This is a genomic window from Streptomyces sp. NPDC056222 (assembly GCF_042264065.1).
In the GTDB taxonomy this organism is placed as follows: domain Bacteria; phylum Actinomycetota; class Actinomycetes; order Streptomycetales; family Streptomycetaceae; genus Streptomyces.
Window position 1 is genome coordinate 1 of sequence record NZ_JBHJTL010000057.1, and the last position, 17,128, is coordinate 17,128.

At 72.7% G+C, this 17,128-nt stretch carries 11 protein-coding genes; 4 read left to right on the top strand and 7 right to left on the bottom strand.

What is annotated here, in order from left to right; genetic code table 11:
- The first annotated feature begins 482 nt into the window (after positions 1-482).
- The gene (locus ACFC0D_RS24500; RefSeq protein ID WP_376439710.1) at positions 483-1,271 is read left to right on the top strand and encodes a hypothetical protein; all 789 of its coding nucleotides are present in this window, start codon (positions 483-485) and stop codon (positions 1,269-1,271) included.
- 7 nt (positions 1,272-1,278) lie between these two features.
- Here the strand turns inward: ACFC0D_RS24500 and ACFC0D_RS24505 are convergent, their stop codons facing one another.
- Positions 1,279-2,898, bottom strand: coding sequence for a WD40 repeat domain-containing protein (locus tag ACFC0D_RS24505; protein ID WP_376439713.1), 1,620 nt, complete (start codon positions 2,896-2,898; stop codon positions 1,279-1,281).
- Positions 2,899-2,994: 96 nt separating this feature from the next.
- Entirely contained in the window at positions 2,995-3,810 is an 816-nt protein-coding gene (locus ACFC0D_RS24510; protein WP_376439715.1) for a GntR family transcriptional regulator, read from the bottom strand.
- 183 nt (positions 3,811-3,993) lie between these two features.
- Here ACFC0D_RS24510 and ACFC0D_RS24515 point away from each other — a divergent pair, with 183 nt between their 5' ends.
- Both ACFC0D_RS24515 and ACFC0D_RS24520 read left to right on the top strand, forming a co-directional pair.
- Entirely contained in the window at positions 3,994-4,851 is an 858-nt protein-coding gene (locus tag ACFC0D_RS24515; RefSeq protein WP_376439718.1) for a (2Fe-2S)-binding protein, read from the top strand.
- A gap of 205 nt (positions 4,852-5,056) precedes the next feature.
- Positions 5,057-6,136 carry a DUF2637 domain-containing protein gene (locus ACFC0D_RS24520; RefSeq protein WP_376439721.1) on the top strand — a complete coding sequence of 360 codons (1,080 nt, stop codon included), beginning with the start codon at positions 5,057-5,059 and terminating at the stop codon, positions 6,134-6,136.
- A gap of 34 nt (positions 6,137-6,170) precedes the next feature.
- On the opposite strand, the gene ACFC0D_RS24525 is transcribed toward ACFC0D_RS24520, so the two are convergent.
- From ACFC0D_RS24525 to ACFC0D_RS24545, 5 genes are all read right to left on the bottom strand, one after another.
- The gene (locus ACFC0D_RS24525; RefSeq protein WP_376439724.1) at positions 6,171-6,590 is read right to left on the bottom strand and encodes an ATP-binding protein; all 420 of its coding nucleotides are present in this window, start codon (positions 6,588-6,590) and stop codon (positions 6,171-6,173) included.
- A 94-nt stretch (positions 6,591-6,684) separates the two neighbouring features.
- Positions 6,685-8,685 carry a calcium-binding protein gene (locus ACFC0D_RS24530; RefSeq protein ID WP_376439727.1) on the bottom strand — a complete coding sequence of 667 codons (2,001 nt, stop codon included), beginning with the start codon at positions 8,683-8,685 and terminating at the stop codon, positions 6,685-6,687.
- 125 nt (positions 8,686-8,810) lie between these two features.
- On the bottom strand, positions 8,811-10,553 hold the full coding sequence (locus ACFC0D_RS24535) for a pyruvate dehydrogenase (RefSeq protein WP_376439730.1): 1,743 nt from the start codon (positions 10,551-10,553) through the stop codon (positions 8,811-8,813).
- 27 nt (positions 10,554-10,580) lie between these two features.
- Complete coding sequence (locus ACFC0D_RS24540; RefSeq protein WP_376439732.1) at positions 10,581-12,026, bottom strand: protein phosphatase 2C domain-containing protein; 1,446 nt, start codon at positions 12,024-12,026, stop codon at positions 10,581-10,583.
- Positions 12,027-12,134: 108 nt separating this feature from the next.
- Positions 12,135-15,896 carry a S8 family serine peptidase gene (locus ACFC0D_RS24545; protein WP_376439734.1) on the bottom strand — a complete coding sequence of 1,254 codons (3,762 nt, stop codon included), beginning with the start codon at positions 15,894-15,896 and terminating at the stop codon, positions 12,135-12,137.
- 231 nt (positions 15,897-16,127) lie between these two features.
- Between ACFC0D_RS24545 and ACFC0D_RS24550 the strand changes: the two genes are divergently transcribed.
- Positions 16,128-17,111, top strand: a complete 984-nt coding sequence (locus tag ACFC0D_RS24550; protein ID WP_376439737.1) for a helix-turn-helix domain-containing protein — start codon at positions 16,128-16,130, stop codon at positions 17,109-17,111.
- Positions 17,112-17,128: the final 17 nt, after the last annotated feature.

The following is a 17,128-nucleotide window of genomic DNA, read 5'->3' on the forward strand; positions in this document are numbered from 1 at the left end:
GGGGGTGGGTCGACTACGCTCGCTTTTGGCGGGGGGGGGGGGTGGGGGGGGGGGGCTCCCGCCCGGGGGCGGGGGGGGGGGGGGGCCGGGCCCGCCCCCCCCCCCCCCCGCACTGCGTTCGGGGCCGGCCTCCCCCGCCCGGGGGAACGTCGGCCGAACCACCCGCTCGGCCCAACGCGGTCGACCGGTCCGAGGAGATTCATCTCTTCGGGGGAACCGGGGAACTGACGGCACCGAAGGTGACGCCCCCGCTCGAAGATGGCGGGCGTCCCGCCCCGATCGTGCGGCGCGACGGAGCCCAGGCCTGTCGGATCGGTCGCTGAGCGCGACCGGGCGACGCCGTCCGTATACCGGTGCGCACGAGGCTCTTGTGAATTCATTCACCTGACCCCTTGGCCCGGCGCACCCGTTCGTGTTGAGATGCGGGCCTGACTCAACAGCTCAATGGCGCGCTCGGGGAGGGCAATGTGGCGGACACCGCCATGTCTGGTTCCGAAACGACGGGTGGCGACGATCCGTCCTCTGCCTACGGCAGGAAGACGCCCATGGAGACCGCCATATGGCGACTCCGCTCACGCGGCTGCTGGACCGACGCGGCCGCTCTGCTCGCACCGCGCGCGACCGAACCGGCGGCGGCCCTGGAACGGGCGGCCCTGCTGATCGAGCGCTGTCTGTACACCGAGAAGGGCTGGGCCGAGGCGGAGGAGGCGCTACGAGCGGCCGAGGCGGTCGCGCAGAGCGACGAGGAGCGCGGGGCGGCCGCGTGCGAACGCGGTTATCTCGCCTACGCGTCGACACTGCTCGGCGTACGGGACCGGGCCGACGAGGCCACTGCGGCGCTCGGCCGGGCGGCGGCGCTGATCGGCCCCTCGGCCGACGGGCGTCCGCTGCTGGACTTCCGGCGCGGGCTGATCGCCCAGAACCTCGGTGACTCGCCCCAGGCGGCCAGGGCCGCGTTCCGTCGGGCGCACGCGGGTGCGACGGACCGGGGCGACACCCTGCTCCTCTCCTCGACCTGGCGCCATCTGGCCGGAATCGCCCTGCGCGAGGGCGAGTTGGCGGAGGCGCGGCACGGCTTCGCCGAGTCGCTGCGGATCCGCGAGGAGCTCGGCTTCCTGGTGGGCACCGCTCCGGCCCTGACCGCCCTCGCGGACACGGAGACGGAGCCGGAGGCGGGTCGTCTGCGGGCGGAGGCGGGACGGCTGTTCCGTCTCCTGGGCGGAGTGCCGACCTGGCTCTCGGCCCAACTGTCGCCCCAGCCCGCGACATGAGGGAGCGTCATATCTGCTGACGGAGAGCGTCGCGGGTCCCCTCGTCCAGCCGGAGGAGCGCTTCGTCCATGCCCGCGACCACTCCCCCGTCCGGGGTGACCACCACCGCACGGACGGGTGGCCCCGGGCGGAAGGACAGGCGCTGCTTCGTGTCGAGGTGGTGGAGTTCGATCAGCCCGTCGGCCCAGGCGATCGCGAGCGACGGGCCTTCGGGGGTCGGCGCCGCGTGCAACGCCACGACCGGGCAGGGGCGTTCGGCCAGGGGCTCGGGGTGCGGGTCCTGGCCGGGGGTCCAGAGGCGGACCGTGCCGTCGAGCCCGCCGCTGCACAGGAAGGGCGTGGGCGGTGCCTCGACCGCGGTGACCGCCGTGACGCGCCCGCTGTGCAGCGCGGCCTGGTGAATGCCCGTCAGGCCGAAGGCGTGCACGGATCCGAGGCGGTCACCCACCACCACGGACCCGCTGATCGCCGCGAGCGCCGTGCCGGGGTGCCGGGTGAGGGTCGCCGCGACGGCCGCGGTCAGCCGCTCCAGGTACGGCGGGCGGGGCCCGGGCAGCCCGCGCACCGTGTGCAGCCGGCCCCGCTCGTCCAGGAGCAGGAGGGTGCCGTCCGGCGCGGGGGCGAGTGTCTTGATGCGCCGGGCGGGGCTGGCGAAGGTCTGGCCCGCCCGGGTCGCGTCGGACGTGCGCAGCAGGCGCACGGCGTCGGTGGGTCCCGCGACGAGGAGGCGGTCGCCGATCGTGCCGAGCGCGGTGACGGGTCCCGGCCAGGGCGGGGTCAGATCTCCCCGTACCCGGGTCCACCGCACTCGCCACGGCGCGTCGGCGGCGAGGTGCCGCAGGGCGGGCCGGAGCCGGGGGTCGGCGCCGTCGCCCAGCGCGCCGAGGAGCACCAGGGCGCGGTCCGCGGGTTCCTGGTCGCGGCAGAGCGACTGTCCGGCGCGCAGCCAGGCGGACCGCAGACCGCCGTGCTCGTCGCCGGAGCCGCTGGTGTAGCCGGCGGTGACGAGCAGCGGGTCGGCCTCGCAGACGGCGACGGGATCGGCGAGATCGACCGCTGCGGCGGCGAACCCCTCCGCCGCCCGGCCCACCGAGCGCCGCTCGGCGGCGGCGTCCGTCCCGACCGGCTCGGGCACGTCCACCGACATGGCGCGGCGGGCGGCGAGGACGGTGTGGGCGGGGGTGTTCGTGCGGACCTCGACGACGAGCCGGATCCGGCCCAACTCCGAGAGCTCACCCAGTAGTTCGGCGACCGCCTCCGGCTCCGCCGCTCGGTGCAGGTCCGTCAGGACGAGGACGGAGCGGCGGGCTTCGGTGGTGGCGAGGACCTGGACCAGTTCGCCGGGTGTCCTGGCGACGACACCGAGGCGGTTCGCGATCGTCCAGGCCGTGCCGAGCGCGCTCTGCCCGGCGAGCGGGATCAGTTCGCGCGTCGAACGCCTGCGGCGCGCCCCGGTACGGGCGCCGTGCGCGGCGAGCCAGGAGAGCAGCGCGGACTTGCCCCGTCGGGCGTCACCGGTGACCAGACAGAGCCGGGGCGCGTCCGGGTCGGTGAGCCAGCCGAGCAGGGCCGCCGCCTGGGCCTCCGTACCGGCGGTGGGGCGCTCTCCGCGGGCGGATCCGGTCACGGGCACCATCCCCGTGCCGGGGACGGAGTCGCGGACGGCATGGGACACCTCACGGACGGCACTGTGGAAGCGGGCTGACGGCAACGACCTTAGTCGTCAGCCCTGCGATCCGGTGAAGTGCTCCCGTACGAGTGACTGCACGACGGTGAGATCTTGGGCGATGAGCGCGTCGAGGAGGGCGGTGTGTTCCGCCGCGTCCGCGACCAGTTCGCCGTGGCGGGTCGCCGGGGCGCTCATCAGGGGCCACTGGGAGCGGCGGTGGAGGTCGTCGGCGACGGCGAGGAGTTGCTCGTTGCCGGCCAGGGAGAGGACCGCGCGGTGGAAGGCGCGGTCGGTCTCGGCGTAGTGGGCGCGGTCGCCTCGGGCGGCGGCGGCCGAGGTGGCCTCGGCGAGGGGACGGAGTTCGGCCCAGCGGGCGGCCGGGACCGTACGGGCCAGGCGCAGCATGATCGGGATCTCGATGAGCGCGCGGACCTCGGCGAGTTCGGCGAGTTCGCGCGGGGTGCGTTCGGTGACGCGGAAGCCGCGGTTCGGCACGACTTCGACGGCGCCTTCGGTCGCCAGCTGCTGCATCGCCTCGCGCACGGGGGTCGCCGATACGCCGAAGCGTTCGGCGAGGACGGGGGCGGAGTAGACCTCGCCGGGGACCAGTTCGCCGCCGACGAGGGCGGTGCGCAGGGCTTGGAGGATCTGCCCGCGCACGGAGTGGCGCCGGACGGGACGGGGGACGAGCCCGGGGGCGGGAGGTTCGCTGTGGGTGTGCTCTCCGCGGACCTGCGCGGTGGGCGCCTCCGAGGGGTGCGCCGGGGGGACGGACATGCCGCCGCGCAGCTGCCCGGGGACCCGTACGGCGTCGCCGAACGGAGGGTACGGCTCCTGTCGCGCCCGCTCGCGCGCTCCGCCCTGCTCCACCCGGTCCTCCTGCGGGGTCGTGCCGGGCCCGGCTCGCGATGCCGGTGCCCCCTGTGCACCATATGCGAGACAGGACCGCATCGGGGGGTCCGGGGGCTTGCCCGCTGGACGGTAGGGGCAAACTTCGATCGCTTCGGGTAAGGTAAGGCTAACCTGCTAACGATCGCGATTCGGTGGTCCCGTATGGCCGTCCCCGCCCTGCTCCCCGCCCCTTTCACCTCGCCTGTCGCGGCTTCGTACGCCCGCCTCGGCGAGGTGTTCTCCGGCCTGCGGATAGAGGAGCTGGACCAGGCCGAGAGTGCCCCCAGAGGCGGCGGCTGGGTCGGCGCGGACGAGCTGGCGGCCGGCGGCACCGCCCTCGACACCTTCCTCGCCTGGGACAACGCCCAGGTGCTGCGCGACTACGGGCAGCAGGCCCGCCCCGACGTGGTCGCCAGCTTCGGACTGCACCGGTACGCCTGGCCGGCCTGCCTCCTGGTCACGGTCCCCTGGTTCCTGCACCGCCGGGTTCCCCGGATGCCCGTCCAGAACGTCGCCTTCCAGCGGGCCCTGGGGCGGATGACCGTCCGCGTCGAGGAGTTCGCCTGTCTGCCCGGCGATCCCGCCGCCACCCTGCCCGGCGCCCGGGTCGTCCCGGACGAGGAGGCGCTGCGCGCCGAGGTCCGGGCCTCGCTCGCCGAGCACTTCGAGTCCATCCTGGTCGGCTTCGGACCGCGGATGCGGCGCGGCAGGCGGGCGCTGTGGGGCATGGCGACGGACGAGATCGTCGAGGGCCTCTGGTACATCGCGGCGCTGCTCGGCGAGGAGGAGCGGGGGATGCGCGAGCTGGACCTGTTGATGCCCGGCACGGCCAAGCCGTACGCGGGCGCCGCCGGCTTCCGCGAGCTCGCCGGCTCGGTGGACGCCGACGGAACAACCCGCTCCACCCGGGACCGGGCGACGTGCTGCTTCTTCTACACCCTGCGCCCCGAGGACACCTGCATGACATGTCCGCGCACCTGCGACGCCGATCGGGTCCGTCGGCTCACGGCGACCGCCTGACACTCCCGTGGGATTACGCCACCCGCACGGGTGGCGTAAATCGAACACAACTCCCTTGATCCGTGCGGTCGTTCGACCAGATGGCACCTATTCGTATGCCGTGCGGTACCAATGGCGTGCTCTTGCCGCGAAAACCCTTGTGGGCCCTCCGAGGTCGGCCAGTATGGGCCGCCGAAAGGCCCTACTGCGATGCAAGGGACACCGCATGAGACTGACCGACATATCGCTGGACTGGCTGCTTCCGGGTGGCGTCATGGTGGCCGGAGTCCTGACGGCGGTGGCGGTGCTCGCGCGCGGCAAGCGCGCCGGTGACCAGGCCGCGGCCGAGGACTCCTGGGAGCGCAGCGAGGAACGCCGCAGACGCAAGGAAGCGATCTACGGAACCGCCTCCTATGTGCTGCTCTTCTGCTGTGCGGCGGTCGCCGCCGCACTTTCCTTCCACGGACTCGTCGGCTTCGGCCGGCAGAACCTCAATCTCACCGGGGGCTGGGAGTACCTCGTCCCCTTCGGCCTCGACGGCGCGGCGATGTTCTGCTCGGTCCTCGCGGTCCGCGAAGCCAGCCACGGTGACGCGGCGCTCGGCTCGCGCCTCCTCGTGTGGACGTTCGCGGGCGCGGCGGCCTGGTTCAACTGGGTCCACGCCCCCCGGGGCCTGGGCCACGCGGGCGCCCCGCAGTTCTTCGCGGGCATGTCCCTCTCGGCCGCGGTCCTCTTCGACCGTGCCCTCAAGCAGACCCGCCGTGCGGCGCTGCGCGAGCAGGGCCTGGTGCCCCGCCCGCTGCCGCAGATCCGGGTCGTACGGTGGCTGAGGGCGCCCAGGGAGACCTTCGGCGCCTGGTCGCTGATGCTGCTCGAAGGCGTGTCGTCGCTGGACGAGGCGGTCGACGAGGTCCGTGAGGACCGGCGGGAGAAACAGCAGAACCGACTGCGTCGGCGCGAGCAGGAGAAGCTCGGCCGGGCCAGACTCAAGGCGATCAACCGACAGCACCGGGCCTTCGGGCTCGGCCGGGGCGGTGGCCGTCAGGTCGAGTTGCCGGCCCTGACCTCCGGCACGGGCTCCATGGGATCGGCGGGCTCCGCGACGACGTCCACGGGGACGCCCGTCGCGGAGCCGGCCATAGCGGACCCCGGACAGCTGCCGCTTCGACACCGGCCCTCCCTCCAGGCCGTGAAGGGTACTGAGCCGCGGACGGTGGATCTCACCGCCGAGGACGACACCCAGACGCTGCCACGGCTCGACTCCCTCGAGCGCAAACTCAAGGACCTCGAGCAGCAGTTCGGCTGAGATCGGGAGCACACACGAACGGCGGGGCCGGCTGTCAGGCGGCCCCGCCGTTCAGTTCGAACCACACCACCTTGCCCACGCCGTGGTCCTCGACCCCCCAGGAGTCGGCGAGCTCCCGGACCAGGACGAGGCCCCGTCCGTGGGTACCGTCGTCGGCGACCGGTACCCACGGCTCGGGCAGTCCGGAGACGAAGTCGCGCACTTCGACCCGGAGACTGTCGGGGACGACGGTCGCGGTGACGACCGCGCCGTGGTCCGTGTGGATCAGCGCATTGGTGACCAGCTCGCTGGTGAGCAACTCCGCCACGTCGGAGGCCCCCGGCCCGCCCCACTTCCGCAGCATCGCTCGTAACGCATGACGCACCTCCGGCACCGCGGTGAGATCCGCGCATCCCACCTTCCTGAGCAGTTGAGTCGGCTGTCTCGCCTCCCCGGCCATAACCCCCACCCACATATCGGAACGACTCGCCTCGAACAGGCTCACGGGGATGCATGCCCCACCGACCGTCCCGCATTCATGCCGGAGCGTCACCGAACGGACATGGCGCCTACGGGCAGCTGTTGCGGGTGTCGCCCGCGTCGGTCGTACAGGTGTCGAAGCCGAGGCCACCGAACGCCTGGTCGTTGCCGGTGACGCCGTCCCGGGTGTCGAGGTTGTCGTTGCCCGAGTCGCCGTTGAGGCGGTCGTTGCCGCTCTGGCCGATCAGCCGGTCGCCGCCGTTGCCGCCGTTGACCACGTCATTGCCGGGACCGGCGTGGACCGTGTCGTTGCCACCGCCTCCGTTGACGGTGTCGTTGCCGCTGAGTGCGCAGATCACGTCGTTGCCGAAGGTTCCGTTGAGGGTTTCGCCGGTGCTCCTGCCGATGATCGTGCAGCCGCGGGCGTTGTTCACCGTGGTGGTCGCGGTGGCGGTGTTGTTCGCCGGGATCGGATCGGCCTCGACCGCCGCCGTCGTCACCCGGTCGGTCAGGGTGCCGGTGGCCCGGGGCTCGGCGACCACCGTGACGGTGGCGAAGGCGCCCGGGGCGATGGCGCCCAGGCCGCAGCTCATGGTGGTGGCGTTCACCGTGCAGGGGCCGCCCTGGCTGGGCGTGGCCGACAGGAGGGTGCCGGAGGCTCCGGTGAGGGTGTCGGAGACGGAGACCCCGGTGGCGGTGGCGGTGGTGCTCCTGTTGGTCACCCGGACCGTGTACGTGGCCTGGTCGCCGATGCTGATGGTGGTGGGTCCGGTCGCGGTCTTGGTGACCGCCAGGTCCACGGTGGTCGGCTGGGGCGTGCCGGTGACCGAGTAGCGGGCCACCGCGTGGTTGTCGCTGCCGTTGCCGGCGACGACGATCCTGCCGTCGGTCTGCAGGGCCACCGCGCGGCCCTCGTCCCAGTTGCCCTCGAAGTCGGTGGTCACCCGCCCGTCGCCGCCGCCGAAGTCGGTGTCCAGGGAGCCGTCCGTGGTGAACCGGGCGAGTGCGAAGTCGCCGTTGGCGACGCCCGCGACGACGATCTTGTCGTCGTCCTGGAGTGCCATGTCGTGCCCCGCGGCGCCGTTGCCGCCGAAGCCGGTGGTCACCGTGCCGTCGCCGCCGAAGGTCGGATCCAGGTCGCCGTTCCCGTCGTAACGGGCCACTCCGAACTGGGAGCCGACACCGGTCCCGTGGGAGCCGGCGGCGACGATCTTGCCGCCGGCCGCCAGCTCCACGCCCTCGACCGCGGTGCCGAACGGGGTCGACACCTGACCGTTGTCTCCGAAGGTCACGTCCCGCCCGCCGAACTCCATGTAGAGGCGCACCAGACCGAATCCGGCAGGGCTGGAGCCGCCCGCGATGATCGTTCCGCCGCCGTACACGGCCAGGGAGTGGATCGCGGAGTCGCCGCCCGCGAAGGGGAAGACGGCCTTGCCCGAGTTGTCGTCGCCGAAGACGTCCAGGCCTCCGGAGGCGGTGAGGCGGGTCACCATGGCGTCGCCGCCGTAGGAACCGCCGATGAGGATGTTGTCGTCGGTCCCCATCAGCACCGCGTTGCCGATGGTGGGGACGGTCCCCCCGAAGCTGGTGACGACCTTGCCGTCGCCGTCGAAGGTGGTGTCCAGGGAGCCGTCGGCGTTGTAGCGGGCCGCCGCGAGCTGGGGCCGGCCGCCTTCGACGGTGTCGCTGCGGCCCACCGCGACGATCTTGTTCGGGCCCGCCAGGGTCAGGGCGTGGGCCTCGTCGTCGGTGAAGCCGCCGAAGTCGGTGTGGACGATGCCGTCCCCGCCGCCGAAGGTCGTGTCCAGGGTGCCGTCGGGGTTGTAGCGCACCAGGATGAAGTCGTTGGGGCCGTCGAAGTCGAAGCCGATGCCGAGCGTGACGATCTTGCCGTCCGGCTGGATCACCACGTCCCGGCTGTCCTCGATGTTGGCGGTGTCGGTGATGACCTTGCCGTCGCCGCTGAACGTGGGGTCGAGGTCGCCGGGGGCGGCGGTCGCCGCTCCGGGCAGGCTCACGAGGAGCGCGAGGGCCGCGGCGCCGACCGCGGCGATGCGCCCGGCCCGGCGCGATGGGGAATGCAGGGGCATGAAGAACCACTCCGTCTGTCGGCACCTGGGGCCTCACAGCTTTCTGTGGGGCCGATGCCTTCCCGGTCGCGGCATGACGGGGCTGCGCCCACTGGACCCCGGGTTCCACCCCCAGGAGTGAGACCTCAGGGTCGGGGAACGTTGCGGAGGTTGGAGCGGGCCATCTGGAGCATCCGGCCGACGCCGCCGTCCAGGACGATCTTGCCGGCGGAGAGGGCGAAGCCGGACACCATCTCGCGGCTGATCTTCGGCGGGATGGAGAGGGCGTTGGGATCGGTGACGACGTCGACGAGCGCCGGGCCCTTGTGCTTGAAGGCCTCCTTGAGGGCGCCGGCGAGCTGCTTGGGCTTCTCGACGCGGACGCCGTAGGCGCCGGCCGCGCGGGCGATCGCGGCGAAGTCGGGGTTGCGGTTGGTCGTTCCGTACGAAGGGAGTCCGGCCACCAGCATCTCCAACTCCACCATGGAGAGCGCGGAGTTGTTGAAGAGCACGATCTTCACTGGCAGGTCGTACTGCACCAGGGTGAGGAAGTCGCCCATCAGCATGGTGAATCCGCCGTCTCCCGACATCGAGATCACCTGGCGGGAGCGGTCGGTGAACTGCGCGCCGATGGCCTGCGGCAGGGCATTGGCCATCGAGCCGTGTGAGAACGAACCGATGATGCGGCGGCGGCCGTTGGGCGAGATGTAGCGGGCTGCCCAGACGTTGCACATGCCGGTGTCGACGGTGAACACGGCGTCGTCGTCGGCGAGTTCGTCCAGGACGGAGGCGACGTACTCGGGATGGATGGGCACGTGCTTCTCGACCTTGCGGGTGTACGCCTTGACGACTCCCTCGAGCGAGTCGGCGTGCTTCTTCAGCATCCGGTCGAGGAAGCGGCGGTCCGACTTGGCGCGCACGCGCGGGGTGATGCACCGAAGGGTCTCCCGCACGTCACCCCAGACGGCGAGGTCGAGCATGGAGCGGCGGCCGAGGCGTTCCGGCCGGACGTCCACCTGGACGATCGTGACGTCGTCCGGCAGGAAGGCGTTGTACGGGAAGTCCGTGCCGAGCAGGATCAGCAGGTCGCACTCGTGGGTCGCCTCGTAGGCGGCGCCGTAGCCGAGCAGCCCACTCATGCCGACGTCGAACGGATTGTCGTACTGGATCCACTCCTTGCCGCGCAGCGCGTGCCCGACGGGCGACTTCACCCGCTCGGCGAACTGCATCACCTCGGCATGGGCGCCGGCCGTGCCGCTGCCGCAGAACAGCGTCACCCGATCGGCCGCGTCGATCATCCGCACCAGGGCGTCGATCTCGGCGTCCCCCGGACGGACGGTGGGGCGGGAGGTGACGAGTGCGGTCTCCCAGGCCTTCTCCGGGGCCGGCTCGGAGGCGATGTCTCCGGGCAGTGAGACGACGCTGACTCCGCCCTGCCCGACGGCGTGCTGAATGGCCGTCTGCAGCAGCCGGGGCATCTGCTTCGGGTTGGAGATCAGCTCGCTGTAGTGGCTGCATTCGGCGAAGAGCCGGTCGGGATGGGTCTCCTGGAAATAGCCGAGGCCGATCTCGCTCGACGGGATGTGCGAGGCGAGCGCCAGGACGGGGGCCATCGAGCGGTGGGCGTCGTACAGGCCGTTGATGAGGTGGAGATTGCCGGGGCCGCAGGAGCCGGCGCAGGCCGTCAGCCGACCGGTGATCTGCGCCTCCGCCCCGGCGGCGAAGGCGGCGACCTCCTCGTGCCGGACCTGGATCCAGTCGATGTCGGGGGTACGGCGGATGGCGTCGACGACGGGGTTCAGGCTGTCGCCGACGACTCCGTACAGCCGCCGGACGCCCGCCCGCACGAGGATGTCGACGAACTGTTCTGCGACATTCTGTTTGGCCATGCGTCCATCAACACATGGGCCGAAGCGTTACGCCTCCCAGACGGCCACGCCTGTACGGTCATCGGCGTACCCCTTCACCCTGAGCTGTATGTCGGCGAGGAACGCGGCCAGCCCGGGCGGCTCGGGGGCGTTCCAGCGCTCTGCGAGCTCCTTGGCGAGGGCGGGCTCGCCGCGCATCGGCTCGGCGAGGCCGTTCGAGGCGAGGAGCAGGGTGTCGCCGGGGCGGGCGACGGAGGCGCGGAAGCGGAACGGTTCGGCGGGGGCCGGGAGAGGCTCCTCCACGAAGGGGGCGCCCGGAGGGCCGGTGACGCTGAGTTTCATGGTGTGGCGATCGCCCTCCTCCGTCTCCGAGGGAGGGGAGCCGAAGCCCACGACGGGTGCGCCGGTGAGCGTGGCCGGTTCGGGGATCAGCGGCTCGATGTCCTGCCAGGCGCCGTCGCGGAGCCGGAACAGCCCGCCGCGGCCGATGCCGAAGAAGACGCGGGTGCGGCAGTCGGGATCGGCGGAGAGGAGCAGACAGCGCAGGCTCGCGGTGTACTCCTCGGGCTCCACGCCCAGTTCGGCGGCGCGGGCGCGGAGTCTGCCGAAGGTGCGGTCGGTGAGGCGGTGGAGCCCCGACTTCAGGTCGCCGCGGCGGGCGGCCCGGATGTCCTCGGAGAGCCGGGCGTGGCTGCGGCCGACGGCCTCGCCGATCCAGCGGCAGGCATCGGCTGCGGCGAGATGGGCGGCGTCCGCGGTACGGGCGCCGCCGGCCACGGCGACGAGGACGAGCGCGGCCTCGGCGTGGCCGAAACGGGCGGTGAGCAGGGCGTCCCTGCGGGGGTCGCCGCGGTAGCGGGCGGAGTCGCCACGCAGGGAGGCGGCGCGCAGGGTGTAGGTGCCGTAGCGGGCCCCGTCGAGCACGGTGTCGGCGACCAGATCGAGGAGCTCGTCGGGCCGGGCGGCGGGCAGTGCGGTGGGCTCGGACTCGTACGTGGGCGGTCTGTTGCCGATGTGGGCGGTACGGGGACGGGGCACGGGCGGCCGGGCGGCGTCCGGGACGGTGTCGCCCTCCGGGCGCTCGGGCGCGGGGCGCTGCTCCGGAGCGGGTGGTACCGGCCCGGTGGGCGGGGCTGCGGGCTCCGGGGGCGGGGGTGGGGCGGCGGGCGCCTGTCGTGCAGGTGGGGCCTCCGGCGGAGGTGGCGCCCCTTCGGGCACCCGCCCGGCGGGCGGCGGTGGCGGGGACGGAGGCGGGGTGACCGGGGCCGGTGGCTGCCCCGTGGGCGCCGGAGGTGGTGGGAAGGCGCGGGGGCCGGGAACCGGGTCGTCGAGGGGCTCCCAGGGGGCCCGGGGCGGCGGCTGCGCCCCCGGGCTCGTCGCCTGTGACGCCGAGTCGAAACGGTCGTCGAGTGTGTCACCCGTCGCGGTCGGCGCCGTGTCCGGTGCCGCGTCGTCGTAGAGCTTGTCCCACCAGTTGTCCCCCTGCTGAGTCATGCCCATATTGTCCACCGCGCGGGCCGCCGGAAAACGGGACATGACGAAAAAGAGGTCCGCCGGGCGACCCCACCCCCCACGGGAAGGACGCCCGGCGGACCGGCGTGATCAGCGCACGTCGTAAGCGCGGACCACGGTCTGGGTGACGGAGTTGCCGTTGGCGTCCGTCAGTTCGGTCTTCAGGGTGACCGGCTTGCCGGCCGCGCCCGCGTGGTTCACGGTCGCGGTCCACACACCGCCCTGCTGCGAGACCTGCGCCTCCGTCCAGGTCGTGCCTCCGTCATAGGAGTACGAGAGCCTGGCCGAGGTGAGCGCGGCTACCTGATAGCCCGCGTGACCCGTCGCGGTGAGGCCGATCTTCTGGCCGTCGGTCGCGGCGAGGGTCTTGAGTCCGTCCTCCGGAAGGGTGTACCGGGGGAAGAGAATCGGGATGCCTTGAGAGTAGACGCTCTCGTCGGCCTGGGAGGTGAATTTCCAGACCGAGTTGACGGATGTGGAGCGGTTCCACACCTTGCTGCCGATCTTCATCGTCCGCTGTTCGAGCGTGTACGTGCCGCGCTCGGACGGGACTTCGAAGACTCCGAACGGCCATCCGGTCTCGCCGAGGACCTCGCCGTCCTTGCTCAGCGTCAGCCCGCCGATGTCACCGAACGAACCCTGCTCGGCGTGGTGGGTGCTGTCGCCCCACATGGCGTTCGCGAAGCCGATCAGGTTGCCCTGGCGTTCGGCGACGAGGACCGGCTTGCCGGCCGCGTCCCGCGGGGCGGTCGGGGCGACGACGCCGTCGTACCAGCGCTCGGTGCGCTTCTCCCCCGCCTTGTAGGCGCGCTTGGACCCGATCATGAACTCGCCGAACGGGAAGCTGGAGGACAGCATCTGGTCCCACTGGGTGTCCCCGGGCGTGTAGTACTCGGTCCGGGTGCCCGGCGCGGGGACCGGCTCGATGGCGCCGAAGTAGACGGCCGTGCCGTTCGGACGGTACGCGGCCGCGTTGTCGATGAAGTCGGTGGCCACGCCCATGGAGCCGTAGGTCGACTCGGTACGGCCCAACTCGCCGTCCCGGACCCGGTAGGTCCTGTCGTCGCGGATCGAACCGGCCTCGGGGAAGGCGAGGTTGTAGAGGTACGGGCTCTTCGCCGTGGCCTTCCAGGAGAGGGTGACCTCGCCGGTGGAGAGCTTGGCGAGCAGCGCGGCGCCCTCGGCGGAGCCGATCGCGAGGACCGGGAGCCCGGGTCCCCCGAAGCCCGCGGTCGGGATCCAGCGGACGGGCGAGGTCCGGTGCACCAGGACCGCGACGGCGCCCGCCGCCTTGGCGTTCCGTGCGACGGTGGCCACGAGGTTGGAGGTGTCCGGGATGCGGACCAGGGCGACGCGGCCCTGGACGCCGGCGGCCGTCAGCTCCTCGGGGGTTCCGGTGCCCGCGTCGACGAGCGAGGCGGAGCCGGTGCCGTCGAGGTTGTCGGAGCCGAGGGAGGCCGTGTACGGGTGCAGGACGGTGCCGTCGCTCGTCTTCAGCTCGGTGATCTGCGGAGCGGCGGTGCGCCAGTAGCTGCCGAACTCGAAGTCGCCCTCGTCGGCGCGTCCTTCGACCGAGGCGTAGTAGCCGCGGATCGAGCGCGTACCGGCGGCCGAGCCGGAGTGCATCCAGGTGTCGGCCCAGGAGCGGGAGAACGCCAGGGTGGTGCCGCGCTGCTCACCGGGCTTGTCGGTTTTCACCGACAGCTTGTGGGCCTGGCGGGCGTCGAGGACGACGGTGGTGTCCTTCTTCACCTCGATCTGCGGGCGGGCCAGGTAGCTGAGCGAGTCGTTCAGCGTGGCGCCCTCGCCGGTGTCGGCGGTGGTGACGAAGGAGGTGAGGAAGTAGCTGCCGGGCCTGACCTGGAAGACCTGGTCGGTGGCGCCCTCGTTGAAGCGGCGCTCGCCGCCGGCGGTGTCGGTGCCGATGAGGTCCAGGGACGAGGCGCCGGCGGCGGGCTTGCCCTGACGGTCGATCAGTTTGACCCGCAGGGTGACCGTCTCGGGCTGGACGTAGAGCGAGAACGGCGTGGAGACGTGGACACCGCCGGGGCCGGTGGCGACGACCCGGCCGGTGACGTCGCCGTACTGGGCGCGCTCCAGGTGGGCGGTCGGGTCCAGGTGCAGCGGGACCTCGACGGTCGCACCGGCCGGGACGGTGACCGTGCGCTTGCCGAGGCGGGCGACCGAGGACCGGACGCGCGAGCCGTCGTTGCCGGTGACCTTCTCGACGGCGAGCGTCAGGGTGACGGCCTTGTCGGAGGTGTTGGTGTAGGGGACGGTGACCGAGGTGCGGTCGCTGTCGTCCTGGGGCCAGTTGAAGGTGCCGCCCTGGACGGCGTCGGCGCCGAGGACCGTCTGGTCGATCGCGGCCTTGACGTCGAGGCGGCCGCCACCGACCTCGCGTACGTCGCCGGGGACGGAGCTCGCGGCGGACGAGACGAGCGCGGCCTTGATCTGCTGGGCGGTCCAGTCGGGGTGGCGCTGCTTGACGATGGCGGCGGCGCCCGCGACGTGCGGGGTGGCCATCGACGTACCGGACATGGCCTGGTAGGCGTACACGCCCCGGCCGCCGGCCGCGGCGGCGGAGATGCCGACGCCGGGGGCGGCGATCTCCGGCTTGAGCGTGTGGCTGAGGGTCGTCGGGCCGCGGCTGGAGAAGTACGCGGTGGAGTCGTCGCGGTCGGTGGCGCCGACGGTGAGGACGCTCGGGGCACAGCCGGGCGAGGAGACCGTGTTGAGCGAGGGGCCGGTGTTCCCGGCGGCGACGACGAACAACGTGCCCTCGTTCTGGGCGAGTTCCTCGGCGGCGATGCTCATCGGGTCGGTGCAGTCGGTCTCGGCGGCGTTGCCGAGGCTCATGGAGACGACGTCGGCGCCCTGGGCGACGGCCCACTCCATGCCCGCGATGATCCAGGACGTGGCACCGGAGCCGGAGTCGTTGAGGACCTTGCCGTTGAGGAGTTCCGCGCCGGGCGCGACACCCTTCTTCCTGCCGTCGCTCGCCGCGCCGGAGCCGCCGACGGTGGAGATGGTGTGGGTGCCGTGGCCCTGGCGATCGTCGGCGCTGTCGGAGTCGGTGAAGTTCTCCGAGGCGACGACCCGGCCCTTGAGGTCGGGGTGCTCGACGTCGGCGCCGGTGTCGAGGACGGCGACCTTGGTGCCCTTGCCGTCGAAGCCGGCGGCCCAGGCCTCGGGCGCGTGGACCTGCTTGGTCGAACGCTCCAGGGTGGCCTCGACCTTGCGGTCGAGCCAGAGCTTCTTCAGGCCGGAGGCGGAGCGGGCGGCGGGGGTGTTCACGTCCGCCCAGAACGCGGCGGCCTGCTTCTTGTCGGCCTTCAGGGCGACGCCGTCGACGGCCTTGAGGACCTGGCCGCGCTGGGCGCCGCGCGGGGTGGCGGGGACGGAGCGGGCGAGGTCGGAGCCGTAGACCGCGATCAGGGGGAGCGTCTTGGTGCCGGCGTCGTCGTAACCCTGCCGGATCAGGCCGGTGACGTTGAAGAGCTCCTCGTCGACACGGCCCGCGGCGAGGGCGGCGGTGGCGCCCTCGGGGTAGACGTACAGCTCCTGTCCCGAGCGGCGGGTCTGGACGAAGGGCACCGTCCCGTCCTCGCGCGGCAGCGCGGCGGCGGCCGGGTTCCCGGCCGCGTCGCGGGTGACCAGGACCCGGTCACCCGTCACCAGCGTGACGGTCGCGGCCCGCTCCCCGGCGCGGGCCTGGGCCTCGCTGCCGACCAGCGGTCGATCGGCGGTCGAATCGTCCGCTGGCCCGGCGGCCATGGACGGCGCGACCGCGGTGACGGCCAGGACGGCGGCGGTCGCCGCCCCCAGGGCCGTACGCGAAATCGGGCGCATCGCTCTCCCCATCTGATTCCGGGCAAGGGCAGGCAAAGGTCCCGAACCCGGAGGCTGTTGGTGCTGCGGTGGCGCCACATTGGCAGAGGTGAGGGTGGTGCAGGGATGATGTGCGAGGCGGGAATGCGCCGTGGCCGATTCCCGCCAGGGGGCCAACGGAACGAATGCGTCCGGTGGACGTCCCGGGAATGTCCGGGACGTCCTGGGACGTCCGGCGAGGGGTGGGCAGCAATGCTGGGAGCGATAGGGCTCGACGAGCGGCAGGAGTCCGCGTACCGGGCGCTCGTCGCGCTGGGCGCGGCCGAGGTGACGGACCTGGCGCACCGCCTCGCCCTGCCCGAGACGGACACCGAGCGGGCGCTGCGGCGGCTGGAGTCGCAGGGGCTCGCCGCGCAGTCCTCTGCGCGGACCGGGCGGTGGGTCGCGGCGCCGCCGGGGGTCGCGCTCGGTGCCCTGCTGACGCAGCAGCGGCACGAGCTGGAGCAGGCCGAGCTGGCGGCGGCTCTCCTCGCGGAGGAGTACCGCGCGGAGGCGGCGGAACCGGCCGTCCACGACCTCGTCGAGGTGGTGACCGGCGCGAGCGCCGTCACCCACCGATTCCTCCAGCTCCAGCTGGGCGCGACGGAGGAGGTCTGCGCGCTGGTGACGGGCAAGCCGATCGCGGTCAGCGGCCTGGACAACGACGCGGAGGAGATGGCTGCCGGGCGGGGCGTGCGCTACCGGGTGGTCGTCGAGCGGGAGGTCCTGACCCTGCCCTCGGGGATCATCGAGCTGTCGGCGGCGCTCGGGCGCGACGAGGAGATCCGGGTGGTGGACCGGGTCCCCACCAAGCTGGTGGTCGCGGACCGCGCCCTGGCGATGGTCCCGCTCACCGGCCGCGGCGCGGAGCCGGCTGCCCTCGTGGTGCACGCCAGCGGGCTGCTGGAGTCCCTGATGGGCCTCTTCGAGGCGGTCTGGCGCGACGCGCTGCCGCTGCGGCTCGGCGCGGGCGCGCAGGTCACGGAGACGGAGGTGCCGGGCCCGGACGCGACGGACCTGGAGGTCCTCTCGCTGCTCCTGGCCGGCATGACGGACGCGAGCGTGGCCAAGCAGCTCGACCTGGGCCTGCGCACGGTCCAGCGCCGGGTGAAGGGCCTGATGGAGCTGACGGGCGTGACGACGAGGCTCCAGCTGGGCTGGCACGCGTACGAGAAGGGGTGGGTGGCGCGGGGGTGACCTCTGCGCGGGTCGTG

What these genes read in the sequence shown, in the direction of transcription:
- ACFC0D_RS24515 (WP_376439718.1), top strand. Translation starts at nt 3,994, where the DNA reads ATGGCCGTCCCCGCCCTGCTCCCCGCCCCTTTCACCTCGCCTGTCGCG.
- ACFC0D_RS24550 (WP_376439737.1), top strand. Translation starts at nt 16,128, where the DNA reads ATGCTGGGAGCGATAGGGCTCGACGAGCGGCAGGAGTCCGCGTACCGG.
- ACFC0D_RS24545 (WP_376439734.1), bottom strand. Translation starts at nt 15,896, where the DNA reads ATGCGCCCGATTTCGCGTACGGCCCTGGGGGCGGCGACCGCCGCCGTC.
- ACFC0D_RS24530 (WP_376439727.1), bottom strand. Translation starts at nt 8,685, where the DNA reads ATGCCCCTGCATTCCCCATCGCGCCGGGCCGGGCGCATCGCCGCGGTC.
- ACFC0D_RS24540 (WP_376439732.1), bottom strand. Translation starts at nt 12,026, where the DNA reads ATGACTCAGCAGGGGGACAACTGGTGGGACAAGCTCTACGACGACGCG.
- ACFC0D_RS24520 (WP_376439721.1), top strand. Translation starts at nt 5,057, where the DNA reads ATGAGACTGACCGACATATCGCTGGACTGGCTGCTTCCGGGTGGCGTC.
- ACFC0D_RS24525 (WP_376439724.1), bottom strand. Translation starts at nt 6,590, where the DNA reads ATGTGGGTGGGGGTTATGGCCGGGGAGGCGAGACAGCCGACTCAACTG.
- ACFC0D_RS24535 (WP_376439730.1), bottom strand. Translation starts at nt 10,553, where the DNA reads ATGGCCAAACAGAATGTCGCAGAACAGTTCGTCGACATCCTCGTGCGG.
- ACFC0D_RS24500 (WP_376439710.1), top strand. Translation starts at nt 483, where the DNA reads ATGTCTGGTTCCGAAACGACGGGTGGCGACGATCCGTCCTCTGCCTAC.